We start from the raw sequence: 24,461 nt of genomic DNA on the forward strand, positions 1-24,461 counted from the left end.
CCGACCGGACCAGAAATGATCTTGCTTGCCGTCGAATTCGGTGAGAATCCGCTTTCCTGATGCCGTGTGATGCCGTGTGATGCCGTGTGGAGCAGTGCGAAGGTGGCGGGAGGCGTCGGGAAGGCTGCGGTACGGCTGCGGTATGGCTGTGTTTTTGCGGGGCGGGGGGCCAACAATCGCCTACGCGCGGTAAGTTTCTGGCCATGCCACGAGGACGTCACCGCCATTCACCTCCCTTGCACAGGCTGCTGCCTCCCTCGGCGATCGCAGGCGTCTCCCTTGTCTGCGCCCTCGGCCCCTGGGTGTTCACGGAGCAGACAGTGCTCCGCGTTCTGGCCGCGGCCGCCGCGGCGACGGCGATCGTCGGCGCGGTCGTGATGCGCCGCTGGGACCTGCAGGCCGGCAAGCAGGTCGCCGACCTCACACGCGCGCGTGCCGGTGACGAGTGGCGCTTCGAGGAGCGTGTCGCCGAGCTGGAGAGCGATCTCGACGAATCCCGTGAGCTGCGCGTCAAGCTGGAGCAGCGGCTGCGGGCCAAGCGCACCGAACTGGCTGGCCTGCGCAACGAGCACGCCGCGCTGCTGCGCCGCTACGCGACCGCGGAGACCGAGCGCGCCAGCGCCCTGGAGGGCCGCCGTCTGCTCGAGATAGAGGCCGCTCCGTCGCCTGCGCTGCCTGCCGCGCGCGGGGCGCAGGGCGCGGAGTCGACGGGTGCGGTCGGCACGCGGCAGATCGAGGCCGCAGAAGCCACGGAGGCCGCCGAATCCAACTTGACCGAGGCCGTCGTCGACTCGGAGGACGAGGCCAGGGAGCCGGTCCCGGCTGAGACGGCGTCGGCGAAGGCGGGCGGGAAGGCCGCGAAGGCGGACGGGAAGGCGGCGCAGGGCGCTGAGGGGACCGAGTCGGACGAGGCGGGGGACACGGGCGACGCGCTCGAACCGGCTGGGGCCGCCGAGCTCACCGAGTCGGCAGAGTCCGCCGAGTCCGTCGAGTCCGCCGGGGAGGAGCCGAAGGCGGTGTTCTCTCCCGAGGGGTCCAAGCTGTTCCTGCGGGCGCAGGCGGCCCTGGCGCGGTTCGACGCAGACGGCGGCACCCCGGCGACGGCGACGGCTTCGGCAGAGGACCTCGACGGCCTTACTGAGGAGGCGCCCGCGCGGGCGGCTTCCGCGGAGGGCGGCGCCGCCGGTGGCGAGCCGGAGGCCGCGCAGGAGGACGAGGCCCAGGGGAAGTCCGAGGCGGTCGACGAGCACGCGCGCGCGGCCGCCCCCCACCCGGCCGCCGAGAACGAGCACGACGAGACCCTCGACGGCGAGAACGCGCAGAACACGACCCCGCGGGACGCGACCCGGCAGGACGCGACCTGGCGGGACGCGACCTGGCAGGACATGACCCCGACGGGCGCCGTTCGGGACGACGCGACCGCGGCCGCGCAGGAAGCCGCGCCGGGGCACGACGACCCCGCCGCGCCGCACTTGGACGAAGCCGAAGAGGTCGCTCCGGCCGAGGCCGCTCGGACCGCCGCCTCGACCGAAGTCGAGGCCGAGGTCACCGCGGTGGCGGACGGGATGCGGAACGTACGTCCCGAGCCGCCCCTGGACCCCGGTCCCGGCGCAGGCCGTGGTGCCGCCCCCGTCGCCGCGCCCGCTCCAGCCGCCGCGGCCGACACCGACGCCGGTGCGCTCGTACGACGTCCCGGCGCTCCCGTGCAGCGGCCCTCCGGGCACTTCGCGGTGCCGACAGCCGTGGCCGTCGTACCGGCAGCCGAGCCCGTCCGGCGCCAGACGGCCGAAGGCGGGTTCGACTTCTTCGGCACGAAGACCGACGCGCTGGAGGCGGTGCAGAACGAGGACCTCGCCGACGTCGTCGGCCAGGAGGCCCTGGCGCTGCACAAGGCCGAGTCCGAGGCGGAGTTCAAGCCGCTGGACGAGGCGTCGCGCGGGGTGGGCCAGGTCATCGACCTGACCGTCCACGACGAGACCGAGGTGATCGACCTCAAGGGGCTGCGCAGCGCCGTCTCCTGACGCCGCTGCCGTGCACCGCGCACGGCGTTGTCACGCCATCCACCGGTCGGGCCGGGCGTCCATGCGCCCGGTCCGCGATCGTTCGGCCTGGCCCCGGAGCAGCTCCGCGGCCTCCTGTGCGTCCCGCAGCCGGGCCGTGACGGTCTTCCCGGCTCCCGTGTCCACGTGGACGTCCGCGAGCCGCCAGAGGCGCTGCCAGGGCCCCTGCGTCAGCCGCACGCTCTGGACCTTGGCGTGCGGCACGAGCGCCAGGCTTCGGCGCAGCAGTCCGTGCCGTGCCGCGAACACGGCGTCCGTGACGGCGATTCCGTAGCCCCGCCACCACAGCGGCACGCACCGACCGGCCCGGCGCGGCGGGCGCGCCAGCGAGGCCGCGGCCGGGACGCTCACCCCGGGCAGCACGCGCGCGACGACGGCCTCCGCGGCCTCGAGCGGAGCGACCGGCACGAGCACGGAGTTGGCGGAGCCGGCCACGTCCAGCTCCACGCGCACCCAGCCGAGCCGCCGCCACAGCAGCGGCTGGACGACGCGCACGGTCTGCACCCGCCCGGGCGGCACCGTCTCGTGCGTACGGTCCAGCAGTCCGCGGTCGATGCGCAGCCCGTCCGGGGACTCGCCGACCGTCCAGTCGTATTCGCCCACGAACCGTCCCACGCTGCTCGCGCCGGCCGCGCCGAGCAGCGGCACGCCCGTCGCCAGGACCGTCCACACGCTGTGGGTGGCCAGCCACAGCACCGGTGGCACGACGAGTGCGGCGGCCAGCGCGCCCCAGGTGGCGCCCGTCAGCACCAGCGCGATCGCGAGCTTGCGCGCCGGCACGCGCAACAGCTCGCGCGCGGGCGCCTCGCCCACTTCGTGCGCCGTCTCCGGGGCGAAGCCGGCCGCCCGCGCGAGCAGTTCCGCCCGCAGCGCGCGGGCTTCTTCCTCGCCCAGGAAGGCGAGTTCGTCCTTCTTCTCGGCGCCGACGACGTCGAGCCGGAGCTTCGCGACGCCCGCGATCCGGGCCAGCAACGGCTGAGTGACGTCGATGGCCTGGATGCGTTCGAGCCGGATGTGCGCGGCGCGCCGGAACAGCAGACCGGTGCGGATGCGCAGTTCGCTGTCGGTCACCGCGAAGTGGGTGAACCACCAGGTCAGGAAGCCGTAGAGGGAGGCTGCGGGGACGAGGACGGCGAGCGCGACCAGCAGGGTGGTCGTGGTGAGCCGGGTCAGCTGTTCCTGTGCCTGGTTCGGGTCGTGCACCGCCCAGCCGGCGAGGACCGCCACGGGCGCCCAGGCCCGCCGGAAGGGCGTGACCGGGTGCAGGCGCCGCTCGACGACGGGCCGCTGCGGGCGGACGCCGGGCCCCTCGGACGCCTCCAGCACACCGGGTCCGTCCGGCACACCGGGTCCGTCCGGTGTGCCGGATCCATCTGGTCCGGCGGGTCCGGCGGGTCCGGTCCGTTCGGCCGGTCCGGTCGGTTTTGCGGGTCCGGTCGCTGCGGCGGGCCCGGTCGGCACCTCGGTTCCACCTGCTTCGCCGGGTCCGTCCGATGCGGCGTCCTCGACGCCCGGTGTCGTCACAGCCCCGCCGATCGCGCCTCGCCGAGCGCGGTGAGCCGGTCGCGCAGCCGCTCCGCCTCGGTCGGGTCCAGGCCCGGGATGATCGCGTCGGTCGCGGCGGCCGCGGTGTGCAGCTGGACGCTGGCCAGCCCGAAGTACCGTTCGACGGGGCCGGAGGTGACCTCGACGAGCTGCATGCGCCCGTACGGCACCACGGTCTCCTCGCGCCACAGCACACCGCGGCTGATCAGCAGGTCGTCGGCCCGCTCCGCGTACCGCCAGGAGCGCCAGTTGCGGCCGAGCAGCACCCAGCCGTGGCCGATGCCGGCCAGGGGCAGCAGCGCGAGCGCGGCCCATGCCGGGCCGACGAGCAGGCCGAGCAGCAGGCCGACGCCGACGGCCGCCGCCCCCAGCCACACCACCAGCAACAGTCGCCGCATCCGCAGCAGCCCGGGGGGCAGTCCGGTCCACGCAGGTCCGGCCGCCGTCGTCTCCGCGCCCCCCGGGCTCACCGGGCTCCCCGTCTCCATACGGCCAGCGTACGTAGGGGAGACTGTTGCCATGACTCCTACGACGGAGACCACGGTCGGGATCGGCGGTGCCGCGGAGAGCACCGACATGGTGCTCAACATCGGCCCCCAGCACCCCTCCACGCACGGTGTGCTGCGGCTGCGGCTCGTGCTGGACGGCGAGCGCATCCGCCATGCGGAGCCGGTGATCGGCTACATGCACCGCGGCGCGGAGAAGCTGTTCGAGGCGCGCGACTACCGCCAGATCGTGATGCTGGCCAACCGCCACGACTGGCTTTCGGCGTTCTCCAACGAGCTGGGCGTGGTCCTCGCGGTGGAGCGCATGCTCGGCATGGAGGTCCCCGAGCGCGCGGTGTGGACGCGCACGCTGCTCGCCGAGCTGAACCGGGTGCTGAACCACCTCATGTTCCTGGGGTCCTATCCGCTGGAGCTGGGCGGCATCACGCCGGTGTTCTACGCCTTCCGCGAGCGCGAGGTCCTCCAGAACGTCATGGAGGAGGTCTCCGGCGGACGCATGCACTACATGTTCAACCGCGTCGGCGGCCTCAAGGAGGACCTGCCGGCCGGATGGGCCTCCCGCGCGCGGGCGGCCGTCGCCGACGTGCGCTCCCGGATGGACGTCTTCGACGACCTGGTGCTCGGCAACGAGATCTTCCGGGGGCGCACGCGGGACGTGGGCGTCCTCGCGCCGGAGCACGTCCACGCGTACGGCGTGAGCGGGCCGATCGCGCGCGGCTCCGGCGTCGACTTCGACCTGCGTCGTGACGAGCCCTACCTGGCGTACGGGCAGCTGCAGGACACCCTGAAGGTGGTGACCCGGACCGAGGGCGACTGCCTGGCGCGCTTCGAGTGCCTCCTGGAACAGACGCACAACGCGCTCGACCTCGCGGACGCCTGTCTGGACCGTCTCGCCGACCTGCCGCCGGGCCCGATCAACCAGCGGCTTCCGAAGGTCCTCAAGGCGCCGGAGGGGCACACGTACGCGTGGACCGAGAACCCTCTCGGCATCAACGGCTACTACCTCGTCAGCAAGGGCGAGAAGACCCCGTACCGGCTGAAGCTGCGCTCGGCGTCGTACAACAACATCCAGGCGCTCACCGAGCTGCTGCCGGGCACGCTGGTCGCGGACATGGTGGCGATCCTGGGGTCGATGTTCTTCGTGGTGGGGGACATCGACAAGTAGGCCGACGGCGGCAGCCGCCACGTGGGCCGAGGGCGGGATCCGGCAAGCGGGCCGACGGACGCGGATCAGCCGGCTTCGGGCTCCTGACCGGTCTGCGGGTCGAGGGGGTTCCGGATGCCGACCGGCTGGAGCAGCCAGCCGAAATCGCCCAGTCCGCCCTGCGCGGTGAGCTCGGCCGCCTCGGTGGCGCTCGCGAGGGCGCGCACGTACGCGGAGGGGTCGGTGGAGGCGAGCGCGAGCGGGGGGCGCGCGCCGGTGAGGCCCAGGGCGCGCAGCGCGGCGCGTTGGGTGAGCAGGCGCGCGCCGGACGTGGCGGGCGACCCCCCTGCCGCTTCCGCGCACGCGTCCAGCGCGACATGTGCCGTGATGTCGCAGGACCCGTCGGGTACGGGTGCCGTCTCGCGTCCCTCCCGGAAGCCGGTGAGCGTCCCGAACAGGGGGCGCGTGTCCACCGAGTGCGCGTAGTCCACCGCCACCGCCAGCCCGCGTACGACGCACCCCACCGCGGACGCCCACGCCATGTCCCGGGGCAGCCCGATCTCCGCCCGCAACCCCTGCTCGTCCGCCAGCGGCCACCACCGCGCGAGCCACTCCGCCTGCGCCCCGGACACCGGCTCGCCGAGACGCTCCGCACCGTCCTCCCGGACGAGCACCAGTCGCGGCACGCCCGCGGGGTCGACCTCGGCGACCTCCAGGGGGACGTTGTCCAGCCACTCGTTGGCGAACAGCAGCCCGGTGACCTCCCGGGGCGGCTCGGGCAGCCACTCGATCCGGTGAGCGAGGCCTGCCGGGCGGTCGGCGATCTCGACGGCGTACGCGCGCGTGCGGGCGGCCACGTCGGCGGGGAGCGCCGCCAGCACCGCGGCGACCAGCTCGCCCCGGCCGGCCGCCATGTCGACGAAGTCGAGCGACGCGGGCCGGCCCAGCGCCTCGTCCACCCGGCACAGCAGCCGGGCCACGGCCTCGGCGAAGAGCGGCGACGCGTGCACGGACGTGCGGAAGTGCCCGGCCGGGCCCTCAGGCCGCCGGTAGAAGCCGCCGCGCGCGTCCGTGTCGCCCGGCGCGTCCGTGCCGCCCGGTGTGCCCGTGACACGGGGCGCGTCCGTGCCGTCGTCCGTGCCGTAGAGCGCGCGCTGTGTGGCCGCCCGCCAGCCGCGCCACCCGCCCGAACCGGTCACCTCGTCCACCACCTGTCGTCCACCACCCGGTCAGACTAGGCGCACAGGTGATCACGGCATCCACCTTGCGGAGTACGCGCGCCGGGACCGGATCGGCCCTCCGGTTGACCCTTGCACGCATCCGGCTTCCCTACGCTGGGTTACGTGCAGCGCCTCTATGACTTCCTCCGCAGACACCCGACCGGGGTCGACGGCTTCTGGGCCTTCGTCCTGTTCGGGATCTCTGTCGTGGCCGGAACCGCCGACCAGGAACAGCGCGGGGGTACCGACTCCATGGCGCTGTACGTGCCCATTGTCTTTCTGTTGTGCCTGGTCATCGCGCTGCGTCGGCAGATGCCCGAGAAGATGCTGCTGCTTGCGGCGGCGCTGGGGCTGGCGCAGCTGGTGCTGAACGTCTCCACCACGGCGGCCGACTTCGCCCTGCTGGTGATCGTCTACACGGTCGCGGCGAACGGGGCGCGCTGGGCCTCCCGGCTGGCGCTCGTCATGGGGCTGAGCGCGGCGACCGTGGCCCAGCTGCGCTGGCCGCACGAGAAGCCGACCGTGCCGGGCGAGGTCGCCACCATCGTCTTCCTGACGGTGCCGTTCGCCCTCGCGTGGGTGCTCGGCGACTCCATGCGCACCCGTCGCGCGTACTTCGCCCAGCTGGAGGAGCGCGCGGCGCGCCTGGAGAAGGAGCGCGAGGCGCAGTCGAAGGTCGCGGTCGCCGCCGAGCGCGCCCGCATCGCGCGCGAGCTGCACGACGTCGTCGCGCACAACGTCTCGGTGATGGTGGTGCAGGCCGACGGCGCGGCCTATGTGCTGGACGCCGCGCCCGACCAGGCGAAGAAGGCGTTGGAGACGATCTCCTCCACCGGCCGCCAGGCCCTGGCGGAGATGCGCCGGCTGCTGGGCGTGCTGCGTACCGGCGAGCACCAGGAGGGCGGCGAGTACGTGCCGCAGCCGGACGTCGAACAGATCGAGGACCTCGTCGAGCAGTGCCGCGGCTCCGGCCTGCCGGTGGACTTCAAGGTCGAGGGCACCGCACGGCCGCTGCCCAGCGGCGTCGAGCTGACGGCGTACCGCATCGTGCAGGAAGCGCTGACGAACACCCGCAAGCACGGCGGACCGAACGCGGGTGCGAGCGTGCGTCTGGTCTACTTCGACGACGGTCTCGGCCTGCTCGTCGAGGACGACGGCAAGGGCGCCCCGCACGAGCTGTACGAGGAGGGCGGCGTCGACGGCGCCGGGCACGGCCTGATCGGCATGCGTGAGCGGGTCGGCATGGTGGGCGGCACCCTGGACGCGGGCCCGCGACCCGGCGGAGGATTCCGCATCAGCGCCCTGCTCCCGCTCAAACCGGCGCATTGACGCTGACGCACGCCCCCTGTTGACACCTGTCACGCCCCCAGCGCACCCGACGGAAAACGTCCGCCGGACACTGAAGAACAGAAGAAACGGAAGAGGACTCGATGACGATCCGCGTGATGCTCGTCGACGACCAGGTGCTGCTGCGCACCGGGTTCCGGATGGTGCTCGCCGCCCAGCCGGACATGGAGGTCGTGGCGGAGGCGGGCGACGGCGTCGAGGCCCTGCAGGTGGTGCGCTCCACGGAGGTCGACGTCGTGCTGATGGACGTCCGCATGCCGAAACTGGACGGCGTGGAGGCCACCCGTCGCATCTGCGCGGACCCCGACGCGCCGAAGGTGCTGATCCTCACCACCTTCGACCTGGACGAGTACGCCTTCTCCGGGCTGAAGGCCGGCGCCTCCGGCTTCATGCTCAAGGACGTGCCGCCGGGCGAGCTCCTCACCGCCATCCGCTCCGTGCACAGCGGCGACGCGGTGGTGGCCCCCTCCACCACCCGCCGCCTCCTCGACCGGTTCGCGCCGATGCTGCCGAGCACCGGCAAGGAGCCCCGGCACAAGGAGCTGGAGCGGCTGACGGAGCGGGAACGCGAGGTCATGGTGCTGGTCGCCCAGGGGCTGTCCAACGGGGAGATCGCGGCCCGGCTGGTGCTGTCCGAGGCCACCGTCAAGACCCACGTGGGACGCATCCTGACGAAGCTGGGGCTGCGCGACCGGGTCCAGGTGGTGGTCCTGGCGTACGAGACGGGGCTCGTCAGGGCGGGCGGCCTCTGAACCGGGTCGAACCAGCCGTGCGCGAGGCGGGCGGCCACTAGTGTCTGCGCATGCTCCTGTGGATCAACGGCCCTTTCGGGGGCGGCAAGACACAGACCGCACACGAGATACGGCGCCGGCTGCCCGGCAGCGTCGTCTGCGACCCCGAGCACGCCGGTTTCGGCCTGCGCCGGATGCTGCCGCCCGACCTGCGCGGGGACTTCCAGGATCTGACGGCCTGGCGGCAGGGCGTCGTCGAGGTCCTCGACCTGGCCCTCGCCGGGCACGACGGCGTGGTCATCGCCCCCATGACCGTCACCGACCCCCGCTACTTCGACGAGACCGTCGGCCGGCTGCGCGAACTCGGCCACGACGTGCGCCACTTCACGCTCCTCGCCGAACGCGGGACAGTGCTGAAGCGGCTGCGTGAGCGCGGCCCGGGGCACTTCCTCGGGTTCGTCGCGGGCAGGTACGCGGGGCCGCGTCGCGAGAGCTGGGCCGTCCGGCAGCTCGACCACTGTCTGGAGAGGCTGCGGGAGCCGGAGTTCGCCGAGCACCTGTGGACGGACCACTCGACCGTGCCGAAGACGGCGGACCGCATCGCCGTGCTGGCCGGGCTGACGCTCAGGCCCAATACCGAGGGCGCGCTGCGGACCCGACTGCGGCAGGCCGGGGTGGGCGTGAGGCACATCCGGTTCGACTGACCTCCCCGGAACGACCGTCTTGCTTCGACCCCGCGTCCGAGCCCGGCGTCCGAGCCCGGCGTCCGAGCCCGGTGTCCGGTCCTCAGGGGCTCGGCGCCTCCGCTGCTCAACTCCTCAGCGGAGTATCCCTTCCAGGAAGTCGCTGCCCAGCCGGGCCACCACCGTCACGTCGAGCTGGTGCAGCACATACCGGCCGCGCCGACGCGTGGTGACCAGGCCCGCCTTCTTCAGCAGGCCGAGGTGCCGGGATATCTCGGGGGCCGTCATCCCGTGCACCTGGGCCAGCTCGGTCGTGGTGTAGGCGCTGCGGGCCAGCAGACGGCAGATCCGCATCCGGACGGGGTGGGACAGTGCCGTCATCCGCAGCGTCAGCTGCTCCACCGACGGCGGCGAGGCCAGCTCCGGCGAGCCGACGGGGTAGTGCAGCACCGGCTGCCAGCCGTACCGGTGCAGCACCATCAGGTGCGGCCAGCCCAGGCTCGTCGGCACGAGCAGCAGGCCGCCGTCCCCGGTCGAGCTTCGGCCCTGCACCAGCTTGTCCACGGTGATCCGTGCGCCGTCCTCGTCGAGCGTCACGGCCGAGGACACCGAGGCGAGCGTCTCCGCCAGGCCCTTGTGGCGCAGGAGGTCCGTCTTGTGGCGGGCGTCGGCGGCGAGCGGGAGGCGCACCCGGGCCCACACGTCGGCGAAGAACGCCTCGTCGCAGTCCTCCAGGAACTGGCGCAGCCAGGCACGCACGCGTGGCGGGTCCTCGAAGAGCCGCCGGGCGAACCGCACCTGACGTGGCCCGCGCGTGGCGGCCAGCTCGAGGGCGCGGTGCCGCAGCTCCGGGTGCGACAGGAGGCTCAGGCTCGGCAGGTCGTACCCGGGCGCGCAGGTGAACTCCAGTGCGGAGTCCACGAACTGTTCGTCCGTCAGCTTGTCGAGGATGTCGAGTTCCTCGGCGAGCGTGGCGCCGGGGAGTGCGCTGCCGCCGGGGATGCCCGCGTACGGCAGGAAGATGTCCGAGAACGTCGTCCGCCACAGGAAGTCGGCCTCGCACATCCGGTCGGCCAGGTGCGAGTCGAGCCGGGCGCTGACGGAGGTGACCCAGCCCTGCAGGCCGGGATGGTGCCCCGGCTCGGCCAGCGCGTGCAGCGCCATGCCGAGCTCGGCCAGGGGCGAGGGCACGACGGCGACCCTCTCCGGCCGCAGCCCCGCGATGTCGATGCTCAGGCTCATGCCCACATGGTGCACCCGGCCACTGACAACGCCATCGTCGTTCGACGGCAGCCGCCAACCGGTCCGTCGTCGACCGCCTCCCGCCGACCGGCACCCGTCAATCGACGCCCGTCGACCGGCGTTCCTGCCGCACCCGGGCGGCGTCGACGCCCCCAGCCTCCAGGCCCTAACCCCCAGGCCCCAGCCCCCAGTTTCCGTTCCCCCGTGACCGGCGGTCCGCCCGGTTGCTCAGGCCGTCCGGTCCGCTCAGGCCGTCCGGTCCGCTCAGGCCGTCCGGACCCGGGCCAGGCGGGCCGCGAAGCCCGCGACCGCCGCCCTCACGTCGTCCGCCGTCCAGGCCAGGCCGGCGGCGCCCACGGTTATCTCGGTGAAGGACAGCCCTGGCCCGCCACGGTCCCAGGCGCCGGCGAAGAGCATCGTCCTCGTCTCCTCGGCCTGGAGCACCGCCGCTTCGGCGAGCACGTCCGCCTCGTACGGCAGCCAGACCTGGAACTGGTGGGTGTGCGGGGCCTCGGGGTGCACGCGCGCCCACGGCACGTCCGCCTCGGCCAGGCCCTCGCGCAGCGCGGCGGCCACCACGCGCGCGTGGGCCACGTACTCGGGCAGCCGGGGCAGTTCCCGCTCCAGCCCGACGAGTGCCGACAGCGCGGTGGGGAACTGCTGGAAGACCGTTCCGCCGTAGCGGTGCCGCCATGTCTTCGCCTCCTCCACCAGCGCCTTCGGGCCGGCCAGCGCGGCGCCGCCGAAGCCGTCGAGGGACTTGTAGAACGACACGTAGACGCTGTCCGCCAGGTCCGCGATCTCCCTCAGGGTGCGGCCGAAGTGGTGGGTCGTCTCCCACAGGCGCGCGCCGTCGAAGTGCACCACCGCGTCGCGCTCGCGGGCCGCCTCGACGACCTCGGTCAGCTCCTCCCAGGAGGGCAGCACGAAACCGGCGTCCCTCAGGGGCAGCTCCAGCATCAGCGCGCCGAACGGCTCCTCGAAGGCGCGCACCTCGTCGGCCGTGGGCGACCGGGGCTCGCGCGTCACCCGGACCGTGCGCAGTCCGCTGACGGCGCCGAACGCGCCCCGCTCCCACACCTCGGGGTGGCTCAGCGCGTGCAGTGCGACCGTCGGGTTGCCGGTGCGGCCGGCCCAGCAGCGCAGGGCGACCTGCTGGGCCATCGTGCCGGTCGGGAAGAACGCGGCGGCCTCCGTCCCCAGCAGTGCGGCGACCCGTCTCTCCAGGGTCTCCACGACTCCGTCCCCGTACACGTCCGCGGGTTCGTCCAGGTCGTGGACCTGGGGCGCGGCCTCCTGCAGCTGCGCGAGCCGGTCGCGCAGCGTCCCCCGGAACCCCCCGTGCCACAGGACGCGTTCCGCCTCGCGGTGGGCCGTGGCCCGCCGTTTCCGCAGGCGCTGCTGCGCCGACTCTTCCTCGCTGTGCTCCGCCGCGTACGTCATGCCCGGATGATGCCGTGCGGCGGCCGGCCACGGACACCCGCATGTCACAGCCCTTGTCACAGCCCTTGTCACAGCGCATGTCCTGTCCCATGTGCCGTCCCATGTCAGGGCCCTTGCCGCGGCGGCTGCCGGTCTGCGGGGACAGGGGCGGAAGCGGGTGGGAAAGCCCACAGCCTGTGGACAACCGGCCGCCCCTCGAACCGATCGCGTTAACATGACGAGAAATCGTCCGGTACCCGGAGCGGACTGGAACGGAAGGCCGCCGTCGAGTGAGTACAGCCCAGCAACCAGACCCCAGGGACCGCCCCGCGCGGCTCGCCGTCGGCGTCGTCGGCGCCGGCCGGGTGGGACCCGCCCTGGCCGCGTCCCTCCAGCTCGCCGGGCACCGCCCGGTCGCCGTGTCGGGAGTCTCCGACGCCTCCAGGCGACGAGCCGCGCTCCTGCTGCCCGACGTGCCCCTGGTGCCGCCCGCCGAGGTGCTCCGGCGCGCCGACCTGGTGCTGCTCACCGTCCCCGACGACGCCCTGCCCGGCCTCGTGGAGGGCCTCGCCGACACCGGGGCCGTCCGACCGGGCCAGCTGCTCGTGCACACCTCCGGGCGGTACGGCGCGAAGGTCCTCGACCCCGCCCTGCGCGCGGGCGCGCTGCCCCTGGCCCTGCACCCGGCGATGACGTTCACCGGCACGCCCGTGGACGTCCAGCGGCTCGCCGGCTGCTCCTTCGGCGTCACCGCGCCCGACGAGCTGCGGCTGGCCGCGGAGGCGCTGGTGATCGAGATGGGCGGCGAACCGGAGTGGATCGCCGAGGAGAGCCGCCCGCTCTACCACGCGGCCCTCGCCCTGGGCGCCAACCACCTGGTCACGCTGGTCGCCCAGTCCATGGAGCTGCTGCGGGTGGCCGGCGTCGAGGCCCCCGACCGAATGCTCGGCCCGCTGCTCGGCGCCGCCCTGGACAACGCCCTGCGCTCCGGCGACGGCGCGCTCACCGGCCCGGTCGCGCGCGGGGACGCGGGCACGGTCGCCGCACACGTCGCGGAGCTGCGCGAGCACGCCCCGCAGGCCGTAGCGGGCTATCTGGCGATGGCCCGGGCGACCGCCGACCGGGCGCTGGCCCACGGACTCCTCAAGCCCGAACTCGCCGAGGACCTGCTCGGGGTGCTCGCAGACGGAGCCGACGGCGTCCCAGGCGCCCCTGGTGCTCCCGGCCCGAACGGCACCGAAGGAGACGCCGGATGACCACCGCCCTGCTGCGCACCGCCCACGAACTCCACGCACGCACGCGTGGCGGCCGTCGGGCCGTCGTGATGACGATGGGCGCCCTGCACGAGGGGCACGCCACCCTCGTGCGCACCGCCCGCCGGCTCGCCGGGCCGGACGGCGAGGTCGTCGTCACGGTCTTCGTCAACCCGCTGCAGTTCGGCAAGGGCGAGGACCTCGACCGCTACCCGCGCACCCTCGACGCCGACCTCAAGGTGGCCGAGCAGGCGGGCGCGGACGTCGTGTTCGCCCCGTCCGTCGACGAGGTCTACCCCGGCGGAGAGCCCCAGGTCCGCATCACCGCGGGCCCCATGGGAGAGCGTCTGGAGGGCAGCTCCCGACCCGGGCACTTCGACGGAATGCTCACCGTCGTCGCCAAGCTGCTGCACCTCACCCGGCCGGACGCCGCCCTGTTCGGGCAGAAGGACGCCCAGCAGCTCGCCCTGATCCGCCGCATGGTGCGGGACCTGAACTTCGGCGTGGAGGTCGTCGCCGTGCCGACCGTGCGCGAGGAGGACGGGCTCGCCCTGTCCAGCCGCAACCGCTATCTGTCCGGTGAGGAGCGCCGCACCGCGCTCGCGCTCTCCCAGGCGCTGTTCGCCGGCCGTGACCGGCACGCCGCGCAGGAGGCGCTGCGGGCACGCGCGCGTGAAGTGCCCGCCACCCAGGCGCGTGCCGAGGCGCTCAGCGCCATAGGGGAGTCCCGGGCGGCCGCCGACGCGCACGCCGTCGCCAAGGCCGCCCCCGGCAACCCCGCGGCCGTCCGCGCGGCCGCCCGCATGATCCTCGACGAGGCGGTCCGCCTCGTCCCGCCGTTGGAACTGGACTACCTCGCCCTCGTCGACCCGTCCGACTTCACCGAGATCGAGGACGACTTCACCGGCGAGGCCGTCCTCGCCGTCGCCGCCCGGGTCGGCACGACCCGGCTGATCGACAACCTCCCCCTCACCTTCGGAGCCGCCTCGTGACCAGCACAGGCATACGACTGCACGCGCCCGCGCCCGGGTGGAACATCGACGCGGACGTCGTGGTCGTCGGCTCCGGCGTGGCCGGCCTGACCGCGGCCCTGCGCTGCGAGGCCGCCGGCCTGAAGACGGTCGTCGTCACCAAGGCCCGCCTCGACGACGGCTCCACCCGCTGGGCGCAGGGCGGCATAGCCGCGGCCCTGGGCGAGGGCGACACACCCGAACAGCACCTGGACGACACGCTGGTGGCGGGCGCGGGCCTGTGCGACGAGGAAGCCGTACGGATCCTGGTCACCGAGGGCCCCGACGCGGTGCGCCGGCTGATCGCGACCGGCGCCCACTTCGACGAGTCCGAGGAAGGCCGCCTGCAGCTCACCCGGGAGGGCGGTCACCACCGCCGCCGTATCGCGCACGCGGGCGGCGACGCGACCGGCGCGGAGATCTCCCGCGCGCTCGTCGAGGCGGTACGCGCGCGTGGCCTGCGCACCGTCGAGAACGCACTCGTCCTGGACCTCCTCACGGACGCCGACGGCCGCACCGCCGGCGTGACCCTCCACGTCATGGGCGAGGGCCAGCACGACGGCGTGGGCGCCGTGCACGCCCCCGCGGTCGTCCTCGCGACCGGCGGCATGGGCCAGGTGTTCTCCGCCACCACCAACCCGTCCGTGTCCACCGGGGACGGCGTGGCGCTCGCCCTGCGCGCGGGCGCGGAGGTCTCCGACCTGGAGTTCGTCCAGTTCCACCCGACCGTGCTGTTCCTCGGCGCGGACGCGGAGGGCCAGCAGCCCCTCGTCTCCGAGGCCGTGCGGGGCGAAGGCGCCCACCTGGTCGACGCGGACGGCGTGCGCTTCATGGTCGGACAGCACGAGCTCGCCGAGCTCGCGCCCCGGGACATCGTCGCCAAGGGCATCATGCGGCGCATGCAGGAGCAGGACGCCGAGCACATGTTCCTCGACGCCCGGCACTTCGGCGCCGACATGTGGGAGCACCGCTTCCCGACGATCCTCGCCGCCTGCCGCGCCCACGGCATCGACCCGGTCACCGAGCCCGTGCCGGTCGCCCCGGCCGCCCACTACGCCTCCGGAGGCGTGCGCACCGACTCCCACGGCCGTACGACCGTGCCGGGCCTGTACGCGTGCGGGGAGGTCGCCTGCACCGGCGTGCACGGCGCGAACCGGCTCGCGTCCAACTCGCTCCTGGAAGGGCTGGTCTACGCGGAGCGCATCGTCGCCGACATCGCCGCGAGCCGGGCGGGCGACGGACTCCACGCGCGTGTCCCCGCACCCGTCGAGCGCCCCGAGAAGCCGGCGCACCCGCTGCTCGCCCCCGAGGCGCGCTTCGCCATCCAGCGGGCGATGACCGACGGCGCGGGCGTCCTGCGCTCCGCCGAGTCCCTGGAGAAGGCCGCCGACCAGCTGCAGCGGCTGCACTCCGAGGCCCGCGACGCCCTCGACGAGAACGGCAAGACGGCCGAGCCCGGCGTCGACACCTGGGAGGCCACCAACCTCCTGTGCGTCGCGCGCGTCCTGGTCGCCGCGGCCCGGCAGCGCGAGGAGACCCGCGGCTGCCACTGGCGCGAGGACCACGCCGACCGCGACGACGCGAAGTGGCGCCGTCACATCGTCGTACGACTGAATCCGGACCGCACGCTCGCCGTACACACCACGGATACCGCAGACTTCCCCCCGACCCGGCAGCACCACCAGGAGCAGTGACAGACGTGAGCACCCCCGACGACCTTCCCCTCGCCCGGAGCGGCGGCTGCGGCGACGGCTGTGCCTGCGGCGCCGACGCAGACGCCGAATTCACCGACGAGGAGTACCTGGAGTGCGGGCTCGACCCCGCGCTCGCCCAGCTTCTGACCGACGCCGGGCTCGACCCGGTCGAGGTCGAGGACATCGCCAACGTCGCCATCCAGGAGGACCTGGCGCACGGCGTCGACGTGACGACCGTCGCGACCATTCCGGAGGAGGCGGTCGCCACCGCCGACTTCACCGCGCGCGAGGCGGGCGTGGTCGCGGGCCTCAGGATCGCCGAGGCGGTCGTCTCCGTCGTCTGCACGGACGAGTTCGAGGTCGAGCGGCACGTGGAGGACGGCGACCGCGTGGAGGCCGGGCAGCCGCTGCTGTCGGTCACCACGCGCACGCGGGACCTCCTCACCGCCGAGCGCAGCGCGCTCAACCTGCTGTGCCGGCTCTCCGGCATCGCCACCGCCACGCGCGCGTGGGCGGACGTCCTGGAGGGCAGCAAGGCGCGCGTGCGCGACACCCGCAAGACGACGCCGGGGCTGCGCTCCCTGGAGAAGTTCGCGGTGCGCTGCGGCGGAGGCGTCAACCACCGCATGTCGCTGTCCGACGCGGCCCTGGTCAAGGACAACCACGTGGTCGCCGCGGGCGGCGTCGCCCAGGCCTTCGAGGCCGTCCGGGAGGCCTTCCCGGACGTGCCGATCGAGGTCGAGGTCGACACCCTGCACCAGCTGCGCGAGGTGGTCGACGCCGGCGCCGACCTGATCCTCCTGGACAACTTCACGCCCGGCGAGTGCGCGGAGGCCGTGGGGATCGTCGGCGGGCGGGCCCTGCTGGAGGCGTCGGGCCGGCTGACCCTGGACAACGCCAAGGCGTACGCCGACACGGGCGTGGACTTCCTCGCCGTGGGGGCCCTGACGCACTCCTCGCCGATCCTGGACATCGGTCTGGATCTGCGAGCGGCTGAGTAGGGAACGGGAACCGGCCATGCTGCTGACGATCGACGTGGGCAACACGCACACCGTGCTCGGCCTGTTCGACGGTGAGGACATCGTCGAGCACTGGCGGATCTCCACCGACTCGCGCCGCACAGCGGACGAACTGGCCGTGCTGCTTCAGGGCCTGATGGGCATGCACCCGCTCCTCGGGGACGAGCTGGGCGACGGCATCGACGGCATCGCGATCTGCGCGACCGTGCCCTCCGTGCTGCACGAGCTGCGCGAGGTGACGCGCCGCTACTACGGCGACGTGCCCGCCGTGCTCGTCGAGCCCGGCGTCAAGACGGGCGTGCCGATCCTGTTCGACAACCCCAAGGAGGTCGGCGCCGACCGCATCATCAACGCCGTCGCGGCGAACGAGCTCTACGGCGGTCCGGCGATCGTCGTCGACTTCGGCACGGCGACGACGTTCGACGCGGTGAGCGCGCGTGGGGAGTACGTCGGCGGCGTCATCGCCCCCGGCATCGAGATCTCCGTCGAGGCGCTCGGCGTCAAGGCCGCCCAGTTGCGCAAGATCGAGCTCGCCCGGCCCCGCAGCGTGATCGGCAAGAACACGGTCGAGGCGATGCAGTCCGGCATCGTCTACGGGTTCGCCGGCCAGGTCGACGGCGTGGTGACCCGGATGGCCCGTGAGCTGGCGGACGACCCGGACGACGTGACGGTGATCGCCACGGGCGGGCTGGCGCCGACGGTGCTCGGCGAGTCCTCGGTGATCGACGAGCACGAGCCGTGGCTGACGCTGATCGGTCTGCGCCTGGTGTACGAGCGGAACGTCTCACGCATGTGACCACGAAGGCCGACCACGAGGCCCCCAGGGGGCGGGGCCCGACGCGCCCGTCCCCTCGGGCGACCAGGTCGGCAACCGGCAGACGGGCAGACCGGCAGCCGTGCCGGATGGGGCAGGCGGGTCGGCGGGTCGGCGAGAGCGGACCCGTGGGCCCTCGACACCGCGGGCGGGCGGCCAGGCAGACCGGCCGGACCGGATCCGGCCAGCGGGGAAGCAGGCGGGCGGCGAGACGGCTGACGGGATGGGTCCGCGGTGGGCCACCAGGGCGGATCCGGGCGCGCCGCACCGCCCCCTATGTCGAATTTGTCTGATTAGCGCGTATCGTCGCCGCATGCCCACGCCATACGGATCCCGCGGCGGCATGGCGTTCGGCGCGGAGGAGCTGCGTGTGCTCCGCCGCGCCCTCGCCATCGCCCTCCACCCCGGCCCCGTCTCCGCCGAGGACGTCCAGGACTGTCATCGCCTCGCCGAGTCGCTCGACGAGGCGATGGCCGAGGCCGCCCGGCTGCGGGCCTTCCTGGTGGCCGACCTCGGCCGGTACCGCGCGGCCCTCCCCGGCACCGCAGCCGGCTATCTGACGCTCCTGGAGGAGGTGCTGGCCACCGGATACCGGCCCGACCCGGACGACCTCGCCGCGCTGCGCGCCCTGCGCGGCAACCCGACGGCCGCCGCCCTCCTGGACCGCTGCCAGGTCCTCGCCGAAGAGGACGTACGCGCCCGTCTGGCGCGCCGCGCGACCCAGCGGGCCTCTCGGGCCACGCCCACCGTCCCGGCGTCCCGCAAGCGGCTCCAGGCCCTTCCCGGGGGCCTCTCCGACCCGGGCCGCACCCTCCTCGCCTTCGCCGCCGAGGACCCGGGCGAGGGGCCGGGCCGCACACCGCGGAAGGAGCCCGCCGAGAAGCCGGCCGCGCCCGCGCCCGGCCCGGGGCCCGTCCCGGCCAAGCCGGCCCCCGAGCCCGCCCGCCGGCCCATCCCCACGCCCGGCGAGGTCTTCCCGCGCCGCAAACCGACCCCGCCGCCCGCCGACCCGCAGCAGGAGCGGCTGGCCGTCGGCTGACCCGGACGCCCGCCGCGCGCACCCCGCCCCGATGTCCCGTCCCCGCCTGGCTACCCTGGATCCATGGACTACGTCTCCGCGCTCGTGCCCCCCGTCGTCATGGCCGTGTTCTTCATCGGCCTGATCAGGGTGATCGTGAAGACCCAGGGCGGGGCCAACAAGGCCAAGGAGGACGCGGTCGTCGACGCCGCGCTCGCGCGCGCGGACGGCGCCCGCCAGGCCTCCGCGGGCCCCGACGCCTGACGGCGCACGACGCTTCCGCGACCTTCCTGGGCGCGCGGCTCCTTTCGGAGCCGCGCGCCCTTTTTGTTCCGTTTGCTGAGGAAGATGCACGTCCGGCACGCGATTGGCGGGATCTCCCACTATTGTTCTGAGCTGTGCCTCGCCCATTGGGAGAACTCGAAGACGCGGTCATGACGCGGGTGTGGAAGTGGAACCGCCCGGTGACCGTTCGAGAAGTCCTGGAAGACCTTCAGCAGGAACGGTCCATCGCGTACACCACGGTGATGACCGTTTTGGACAATCTCCATCAGAAGGGCTGGGTGCGTCGTGAAGCGGAAGGCCGGGCCTATCGATATGAGGCGGTCTCCACCCGGGCCGCCTACGCCGCCGCCCTGATGAACGACGCCTGGGCGCAGAGCGACAACCCGGCCGCCGCTCTCGTCGCCTTCTTCGGGATGATGAGCGAGGAACAGCGACGCGCGCTGACCGACGCCGTACGCATCGTCCAAGGTCCGGAAACCGTCGAACCGGCGACTACGGCAACTGCCGAGAGCACCCGGAGTACGGGGAGTGCGGGCGAGAACCCCGCCTCGGCGACGGAGGGCGGCGGGCGATAGCGTCCCCACATGTCCGCAGAGAGTCCCTCCGCCGAGAACCCCGAAGTCCCCGCTAAAGCCATCACCGTCCGGCGCGCCCGGACCGGCGACGTACCCGCCGTGCGTCGTCTCCTCGACGCCTACGTCCGCGGCGGCATCCTGCTCGACAAAGCAACGGTGACGCTTTACGAGGACATCCAGGAGTTCTGGGTCGCCGAACGCGACGACAACGCCGAGGTGGTCGGCTGCGGCGCCCTGCACGTGATGTGGGAAGACCTGGCGGAAGTGCGGACTCTCGCGGTGAAGCCCGGGCTGAAGGGCGCCGGCGTCGGTCACCAGTTGTTGGAGAAGTTGCTCCACACCGCACGATGGCTCGGTGTTCGCCGCGTTTTCTGCCTGACCTTCGAAGTGGACTTCTTCGGCAAGCACGGCTTCGTGGAGATCGGTGAGACGCCGGTCGACACCGATGTCTACGCGGAGCTGCTGCGTTCCTATGACGAGGGTGTCGCGGAGTTCCTCGGACTCGAACGAGTGAAACCGAACACCTTGGGCAACAGCCGGATGCTTCTGCATCTGTGATCGTCGCGGCCCATTCAGGCCGACCCGCCTTGCCCGGGTTCCCTATGTCCGAAACGCGCACGTTTCCGGGCGGGGGGCGGGCCGTGGGTCTCTCCCAGGGGTTTGTGTTTTCCCAGCAAAAGCGGTTTGCTTTCCGACGTACTGCAGTACTGCATATAACAGGGCGCGGCTAAACGGCGGACGCCGCGGACCCCCGACCCTCACGTTTTCGATGAAAGGAAATCCGGTGGCACAGAAGGTTCAGGTCCTTCTTGTCGACGACCTCGACGGCGGCGAGGCGGACGAGACCGTGACGTTCGCGCTGGACGGCAAGACGTACGAGATCGATCTCACGACCACCAATGCGGACAAGCTGCGTGGACTTCTCGAGCCCTACGTGAAGGGCGGCCGTCGTACCGGCGGACGTGCTTCCGGTGGGCGTGGAAAGGCGCGCGCCGCTTCCGGCGGCAGCCAGGACACCGCTCAGATCCGCGCGTGGGCGAAGGAGAACGGTTTCGAGGTCAATGACCGCGGCCGAGTTCCGGCGACCATTCGCGAGGCCTACGAGAAGGCCAACGGCTGAGCGCTCGCGCGCCGCAGCCGGACACGGTGGCAATGGTTCGCCAGCGTGTCCACCAGCCGAACGAGATCGGGGGCGCCTCCATGGCCCCCCAATGCCGACATCGTCGGCAGCGAGGCTTCGACCTCGCACCCTGCCACGGGGGGCCGCAGCCAGACGGCGGCCCCTCGCACCGGCCCGGGGCCGTGCGGGCCCGGATCGCGGTCCGGGGCCCGGCTCGGGCGACGAGCGGGTGGCAGGGGCGCCTCGATGAGCCCGCCCTCCCCGATCGCCGTCAGATCCAGCGGCAGTGCGCCCCACTCCAGCCACCGCAGGATCCCCGGCACCTCCTCCGCGCCGCCCGCTGCCACCAGCAGCCGCATCCGGTCGCCCCGTACGGCCACCGGCGAGTTCGGCGCCAGGCGTCGCAGCGACGCGAGGCCCGCCTCGACCGGCACGTCCAGGACGTCGAAGCGCTCGCCCACCGAAAGTCGTACCGGCTCCCCGGGCACGGTCGCCCACCCCAGTTCGTTCTCGTACCAGCCGCGGACCGGATCGGCCGGGCCGGCCGAAGCAGTCGGGCCGGCGGAAGCAGTCCGGTCGGCGGAAGCAGTCGGGCGGGCGGAACCAGTCGGGTCGACCGGTTCGGTCGGCCGGAGCGGATCGTCCGGATCGAGCGGCCGTCGGGGGAGGGGAACCGTGTGGATCGCAGCGGCGGCCGAGCAGGCAGCCGAGGGGACTGAGCCAACCATGCCAAGTGCAACCGTCGAAAAGCCCCGCGAGTTACGCTGGGTGTTTCCGTGACTGCGCACCGTGCCGAATGAAGGGGTGCGCGGCGGGGCCGGGAGGCGCAAGGTTGTTCGCCCGTAGCGGAGGGAACCGGGGCGCACGGCATGGAGTGTCAGTCCCAGCGGGTAAGACATCCCTAGTGGGAGGGGGCGACACGCAGGAAAGGCCGTCTCACGTTCGCCATCGGCGTACTGGCGACTGGGGTATCTGCCTGGCCTGCGGGAACATCGTCTCGCACCATCGGGTTGGAGCAGATGTCGGCGTTCGGGGTCAGGAGGCCATCGACGGTGTCGGCAGTTGGAATGAGCGGTCCCCGCTTGCGGGACTAAGCTGCGGAAGGACAGGGAGGGGAAGTTCCCCCCACTGCCTGACCGCTCTGAGGAGCGATTAACGATGTTCGAGAGGTTCACCGACCGCGCGCGGCGGGTTGTCGTCCTGGCTCAGGAAGAAGCCCGGATGCTCAACCACAACTACATCGGCACCGAGCACATCCTCCTGGGCCTGATCCACGAGGGTGAGGGTGTCGCCGCCAAGGCCCTTGAGAGCCTCGGGATTTCGCTCGAGGCGGTCCGCCAGCAGGTGGAGGAGATCATCGGGCAGGGGCAGCAGGCCCCGTCCGGCCACATCCCCTTCACCCCCCGTGCCAAGAAGGTCCTGGAGCTGTCGCTCCGCGAGGCCCTTCAGCTGGGCCACAACTACATCGGCACGGAGCACATCCTGCTCGGCCTGATCCGTGAGGGCGAGGGCGTCGCCGCCCAGGTCCTGGTCAAGCTGGGCGCAGATCTCAACCGGGTGCGGCAGCAGGTCATCCAGCTGCTCTCCGGCTACCAGGGCAAGGAGACCGCCACCGCCGGCGGGCCTGCCGAGGGCACCCCCTCGACGTCCCTGGTCCTCGACCAGTTCGGCCGGAACCTCACCCAGGCCGCTCGTGAGTCCAAGCTCGACCCGGTCATCGGGCGCGAGAAGGAGATCGAGCGGGTCATGCAGGTGCTGTCCCGCCGCACCAAGAACAACCCGGTCCTGATCGGTGAGCCCGGCGTCGGCAAGACCGCCGTCGTCGAGGGCCTCGCCCAGGCCATCGTCAAGGGCGAGGTGCCCGAGACCCTCAAGGACAAGCACCTCTACACCCTGGACCTCGGCGCGCTGGTCGCCGGCTCCCGCTACCGCGGTGACTTCGAGGAGCGCCTGAAGAAGGTCCTCAAGGAGATCCGCACCCGCGGCGACATCATCCTGTTCATCGACGAGCTGCACACGCTGGTCGGTGCGGGTGCCGCCGAGGGCGCCATCGACGCCGCTTCGATCCTGAAGCCGATGCTGGCCCGCGGTGAGCTGCAGACCATCGGCGCCACCACGCTGGACGAGTACCGCAAGCACCTGGAGAAGGACGCCGCCCTCGAGCGACGCTTCCAGCCCATCCAGGTCGCCGAGCCGTCCCTGCCGCACACGATCGAGATCCTCAAGGGCCTGCGCGACCGGTACGAGGCGCACCACCGCGTCTCGATCACCGACGAGGCGCTGGTCCAGGCCGCCACCCTGGCCGACCGGTACATCTCGGACCGCTTCCTGCCGGACAAGGCGATCGACCTGATCGACGAGGCCGGATCCCGGATGCGCATCCGCCGGATGACCGCTCCGCCGGACCTGCGCGAGTTCGACGAGAAGATCGCCGGCGTGCGCCGCGACAAGGAGTCCGCGATCGACTCGCAGGACTTCGAGAAGGCCGCCTCCCTCCGCGACAAGGAGAAGCAGCTCCTGGCCGCCAAGGCCAAGCGGGAGAAGGAGTGGAAGGCCGGCGACATGGACGTCGTCGCCGAGGTCGACGGCGAGCTGATCGCCGAGGTCCTCGCCACGGCCACCGGCATCCCGGTCTTCAAGCTGACCGAGGAGGAGTCCTCGCGTCTGCTGCGCATGGAGGACGAGCTCCACAAGCGGGTCATCGGCCAGGTCGACGCCGTCAAGGCGCTGTCGAAGGCGATCCGTCGTACGCGTGCGGGTCTCAAGGACCCGAAGCGTCCCGGTGGTTCGTTCATCTTCGCCGGCCCGTCCGGCGTCGGTAAGACCGAGCTGTCCAAGGCGCTCGCCGAGTTCCTCTTCGGCGACGAGGACGCGCTGATCTCCCTCGACATGTCGGAGTTCAGCGAGAAGCACACGGTGTCGCGTCTCTTCGGTTCCCCGCCCGGATACGTGGGTTACGAAGAGGGCGGCCAGCTGACCGAGAAGGTCCGCCGCAAGCCGTTCTCCGTCGTCCTGTTCGACGAGGTCGAGAAGGCCCACCCGGACATCTTCAACTCGCTGCTGCAGATCCTGGAGGACGGTCGCCTGACCGACTCCCAGGGCCGGGTCGTGGACTTCAAGAACACGGTCATCATCATGACGACCAACCTCGGCACCCGGGACATCTCCAAGGGCTTCAACCTGGGCTTCGCGGCCTCGGGCGACTCGAAGACCAACTACGAGCGCATGAAGAACAAGGTGTCGGACGAGCTCAAGCAGCACTTCCGCCCCGAGTTCCTCAACCGCGTCGACGACGTGGTCGTCTTCCCGCAGCTCACGCAGGAGGACATCCTGCGGATCGTCGACCTGATGATCGGCAAGGTGGACGAGCGCCTGAAGGACCGGGACATGGGCATCGAGCTCTCCCAGTCCGCCAAGGAGCTGCTGTCCAAGAAGGGTTACGACCCGGTGCTGGGTGCGCGTCCGCTGCGTCGCACCATCCAGCGCGAGATCGAGGACACGCTGTCGGAGAAGATCCTCTTCGGCGAGCTGCGTCCCGGTCACATCGTGGTCGTGGACACCGAGGGCGAGGGTGAGACCAAGACCTTCACCTTCCGCGGCGAGGAGAAGTCGGCGCTGCCCGACGTCCCGCCGATCGAGCAGGCGGCCGGCGGCGCCGGACCGAACCTGAGCAAGGACGCCTGACCCTCACGGGGTTGAGCGGACGAAAGGGGCCGGTGCTTTCCAGCACCGGCCCCTTTCGCATGCCCCGACCGTTTGCGGGACGCGCGTAT

22 protein-coding genes are annotated in these 24,461 nt (G+C 72.5%); 16 read left to right on the forward strand and 6 right to left on the reverse strand.

Going from position 1 to position 24,461, the window contains the following annotated elements; genetic code table 11:
• Positions 1-203: 203 nt before the first annotated feature.
• Positions 204-2,021 (forward strand): hypothetical protein, encoded by a 1,818-nt coding sequence (locus ACZ7DE_RS37235; protein ID WP_470768823.1) that lies wholly within the window; start codon positions 204-206, stop codon positions 2,019-2,021.
• Between the two features lie 30 nt (positions 2,022-2,051).
• Here the strand turns inward: ACZ7DE_RS37235 and ACZ7DE_RS37240 are convergent, their stop codons facing one another.
• Both ACZ7DE_RS37240 and ACZ7DE_RS37245 read right to left on the reverse strand, forming a co-directional pair.
• Positions 2,052-3,404 carry a PH domain-containing protein gene (locus ACZ7DE_RS37240; protein ID WP_470768824.1) on the reverse strand — a complete coding sequence of 451 codons (1,353 nt, stop codon included), beginning with the start codon at positions 3,402-3,404 and terminating at the stop codon, positions 2,052-2,054.
• Positions 3,405-3,580: 176 nt separating this feature from the next.
• Positions 3,581-4,093 (reverse strand): PH domain-containing protein, encoded by a 513-nt coding sequence (locus ACZ7DE_RS37245; protein WP_470768825.1) that lies wholly within the window; start codon positions 4,091-4,093, stop codon positions 3,581-3,583.
• A gap of 31 nt (positions 4,094-4,124) precedes the next feature.
• On the opposite strand from ACZ7DE_RS37245, the gene ACZ7DE_RS37250 reads away from it, so the two are divergent.
• Entirely contained in the window at positions 4,125-5,276 is a 1,152-nt protein-coding gene (locus ACZ7DE_RS37250) for an NADH-quinone oxidoreductase subunit D (protein ID WP_470768826.1), read from the forward strand.
• Between the two features lie 65 nt (positions 5,277-5,341).
• On the opposite strand, the gene ACZ7DE_RS37255 is transcribed toward ACZ7DE_RS37250, so the two are convergent.
• Positions 5,342-6,466 carry an SAM-dependent methyltransferase gene (locus ACZ7DE_RS37255; protein WP_470768827.1) on the reverse strand — a complete coding sequence of 375 codons (1,125 nt, stop codon included), beginning with the start codon at positions 6,464-6,466 and terminating at the stop codon, positions 5,342-5,344.
• Between the two features lie 132 nt (positions 6,467-6,598).
• Here ACZ7DE_RS37255 and ACZ7DE_RS37260 point away from each other — a divergent pair, with 132 nt between their 5' ends.
• The 3 genes from ACZ7DE_RS37260 (at position 6,599) to ACZ7DE_RS37270 (ending at position 9,257) form a co-directional block, all read left to right on the forward strand.
• Complete coding sequence (locus tag ACZ7DE_RS37260; RefSeq protein WP_470768828.1) at positions 6,599-7,804, forward strand: sensor histidine kinase; 1,206 nt, start codon at positions 6,599-6,601, stop codon at positions 7,802-7,804.
• A 101-nt stretch (positions 7,805-7,905) separates the two neighbouring features.
• Positions 7,906-8,574: a response regulator gene (locus ACZ7DE_RS37265; RefSeq protein ID WP_470768829.1), complete on the forward strand. Its 669-nt coding sequence runs from the start codon at positions 7,906-7,908 to the stop codon at positions 8,572-8,574.
• A 50-nt stretch (positions 8,575-8,624) separates the two neighbouring features.
• Positions 8,625-9,257, forward strand: a complete 633-nt coding sequence (locus tag ACZ7DE_RS37270) for an AAA family ATPase (protein WP_470768830.1) — start codon at positions 8,625-8,627, stop codon at positions 9,255-9,257.
• A 114-nt stretch (positions 9,258-9,371) separates the two neighbouring features.
• On the opposite strand, the gene ACZ7DE_RS37275 is transcribed toward ACZ7DE_RS37270, so the two are convergent.
• Complete coding sequence (locus ACZ7DE_RS37275) at positions 9,372-10,478, reverse strand: DUF5937 family protein (protein ID WP_470768831.1); 1,107 nt, start codon at positions 10,476-10,478, stop codon at positions 9,372-9,374.
• A gap of 264 nt (positions 10,479-10,742) precedes the next feature.
• Positions 10,743-11,921, reverse strand: coding sequence for a threonine aldolase family protein (locus tag ACZ7DE_RS37280; RefSeq protein WP_470768832.1), 1,179 nt, complete (start codon positions 11,919-11,921; stop codon positions 10,743-10,745).
• A gap of 269 nt (positions 11,922-12,190) precedes the next feature.
• Here ACZ7DE_RS37280 and ACZ7DE_RS37285 point away from each other — a divergent pair, with 269 nt between their 5' ends.
• The 10 genes from ACZ7DE_RS37285 (at position 12,191) to ACZ7DE_RS37330 (ending at position 20,688) form a co-directional block, all read left to right on the forward strand.
• Positions 12,191-13,156, forward strand: a complete 966-nt coding sequence (locus ACZ7DE_RS37285; RefSeq protein WP_470768833.1) for a Rossmann-like and DUF2520 domain-containing protein — start codon at positions 12,191-12,193, stop codon at positions 13,154-13,156.
• Positions 13,153-14,145, forward strand: coding sequence for a pantoate--beta-alanine ligase (gene panC / locus ACZ7DE_RS37290; RefSeq protein WP_470768834.1), 993 nt, complete (start codon positions 13,153-13,155; stop codon positions 14,143-14,145). Before ACZ7DE_RS37285 ends, panC begins: the two co-directional genes overlap by 4 nt.
• On the forward strand, positions 14,142-15,857 hold the full coding sequence (locus ACZ7DE_RS37295; RefSeq protein WP_470768835.1) for an L-aspartate oxidase: 1,716 nt from the start codon (positions 14,142-14,144) through the stop codon (positions 15,855-15,857). Before panC ends, ACZ7DE_RS37295 begins: the two co-directional genes overlap by 4 nt.
• A gap of 5 nt (positions 15,858-15,862) precedes the next feature.
• Positions 15,863-16,858 (forward strand): carboxylating nicotinate-nucleotide diphosphorylase, encoded by a 996-nt coding sequence (gene nadC / locus ACZ7DE_RS37300; protein WP_470768836.1) that lies wholly within the window; start codon positions 15,863-15,865, stop codon positions 16,856-16,858.
• Between the two features lie 16 nt (positions 16,859-16,874).
• Entirely contained in the window at positions 16,875-17,672 is a 798-nt protein-coding gene (locus ACZ7DE_RS37305; protein ID WP_327316982.1) for a type III pantothenate kinase, read from the forward strand.
• 361 nt (positions 17,673-18,033) lie between these two features.
• Positions 18,034-18,729 carry a hypothetical protein gene (locus tag ACZ7DE_RS37310; RefSeq protein ID WP_470768872.1) on the forward strand — a complete coding sequence of 232 codons (696 nt, stop codon included), beginning with the start codon at positions 18,034-18,036 and terminating at the stop codon, positions 18,727-18,729.
• Positions 18,730-18,792: 63 nt separating this feature from the next.
• Positions 18,793-18,972, forward strand: coding sequence for a hypothetical protein (locus ACZ7DE_RS37315; protein ID WP_470768837.1), 180 nt, complete (start codon positions 18,793-18,795; stop codon positions 18,970-18,972).
• A 170-nt stretch (positions 18,973-19,142) separates the two neighbouring features.
• On the forward strand, positions 19,143-19,568 hold the full coding sequence (locus ACZ7DE_RS37320) for a BlaI/MecI/CopY family transcriptional regulator (protein ID WP_470768873.1): 426 nt from the start codon (positions 19,143-19,145) through the stop codon (positions 19,566-19,568).
• A 9-nt stretch (positions 19,569-19,577) separates the two neighbouring features.
• A complete protein-coding gene (locus tag ACZ7DE_RS37325; protein WP_470768838.1) occupies positions 19,578-20,126 on the forward strand; it encodes an amino-acid N-acetyltransferase in 549 nt (182 codons plus the stop codon).
• A gap of 226 nt (positions 20,127-20,352) precedes the next feature.
• Positions 20,353-20,688 (forward strand): histone-like nucleoid-structuring protein Lsr2, encoded by a 336-nt coding sequence (locus ACZ7DE_RS37330; protein ID WP_069773146.1) that lies wholly within the window; start codon positions 20,353-20,355, stop codon positions 20,686-20,688.
• Here ACZ7DE_RS37330 and ACZ7DE_RS37335 read toward each other — a convergent pair.
• On the reverse strand, positions 20,667-21,416 hold the full coding sequence (locus ACZ7DE_RS37335; protein WP_470768839.1) for an SCO3374 family protein: 750 nt from the start codon (positions 21,414-21,416) through the stop codon (positions 20,667-20,669). The genes ACZ7DE_RS37330 and ACZ7DE_RS37335 overlap by 22 nt on opposite strands.
• Before the next feature lie 430 nt (positions 21,417-21,846).
• Here ACZ7DE_RS37335 and ACZ7DE_RS37340 point away from each other — a divergent pair, with 430 nt between their 5' ends.
• Positions 21,847-24,372: an ATP-dependent Clp protease ATP-binding subunit gene (locus ACZ7DE_RS37340; RefSeq protein ID WP_352349456.1), complete on the forward strand. Its 2,526-nt coding sequence runs from the start codon at positions 21,847-21,849 to the stop codon at positions 24,370-24,372.
• Positions 24,373-24,461: the final 89 nt, after the last annotated feature.

It is taken from the genome of Streptomyces sp. NPDC037083, from assembly GCF_055606485.1.

Coding starts and splice junctions, on each gene's coding strand:
- ACZ7DE_RS37245 (WP_470768825.1), bottom strand. CDS start 4,093: ATGGAGACGGGGAGCCCGGTGAGCCCGGGGGGCGCGGAGACGACGGCG.
- ACZ7DE_RS37335 (WP_470768839.1), bottom strand. CDS start 21,416: ATGGTTGGCTCAGTCCCCTCGGCTGCCTGCTCGGCCGCCGCTGCGATC.
- panC (WP_470768834.1), top strand. CDS start 13,153: ATGACCACCGCCCTGCTGCGCACCGCCCACGAACTCCACGCACGCACG.
- ACZ7DE_RS37320 (WP_470768873.1), top strand. CDS start 19,143: ATGACGCGGGTGTGGAAGTGGAACCGCCCGGTGACCGTTCGAGAAGTC.
- ACZ7DE_RS37275 (WP_470768831.1), bottom strand. CDS start 10,478: ATGAGCCTGAGCATCGACATCGCGGGGCTGCGGCCGGAGAGGGTCGCC.
- ACZ7DE_RS37305 (WP_327316982.1), top strand. CDS start 16,875: ATGCTGCTGACGATCGACGTGGGCAACACGCACACCGTGCTCGGCCTG.
- ACZ7DE_RS37270 (WP_470768830.1), top strand. CDS start 8,625: ATGCTCCTGTGGATCAACGGCCCTTTCGGGGGCGGCAAGACACAGACC.
- ACZ7DE_RS37250 (WP_470768826.1), top strand. CDS start 4,125: ATGACTCCTACGACGGAGACCACGGTCGGGATCGGCGGTGCCGCGGAG.
- ACZ7DE_RS37235 (WP_470768823.1), top strand. CDS start 204: ATGCCACGAGGACGTCACCGCCATTCACCTCCCTTGCACAGGCTGCTG.
- ACZ7DE_RS37315 (WP_470768837.1), top strand. CDS start 18,793: ATGGACTACGTCTCCGCGCTCGTGCCCCCCGTCGTCATGGCCGTGTTC.
- ACZ7DE_RS37340 (WP_352349456.1), top strand. CDS start 21,847: ATGTTCGAGAGGTTCACCGACCGCGCGCGGCGGGTTGTCGTCCTGGCT.
- ACZ7DE_RS37310 (WP_470768872.1), top strand. CDS start 18,034: ATGGCGTTCGGCGCGGAGGAGCTGCGTGTGCTCCGCCGCGCCCTCGCC.
- ACZ7DE_RS37325 (WP_470768838.1), top strand. CDS start 19,578: ATGTCCGCAGAGAGTCCCTCCGCCGAGAACCCCGAAGTCCCCGCTAAA.
- ACZ7DE_RS37265 (WP_470768829.1), top strand. CDS start 7,906: ATGACGATCCGCGTGATGCTCGTCGACGACCAGGTGCTGCTGCGCACC.
- ACZ7DE_RS37280 (WP_470768832.1), bottom strand. CDS start 11,921: ATGACGTACGCGGCGGAGCACAGCGAGGAAGAGTCGGCGCAGCAGCGC.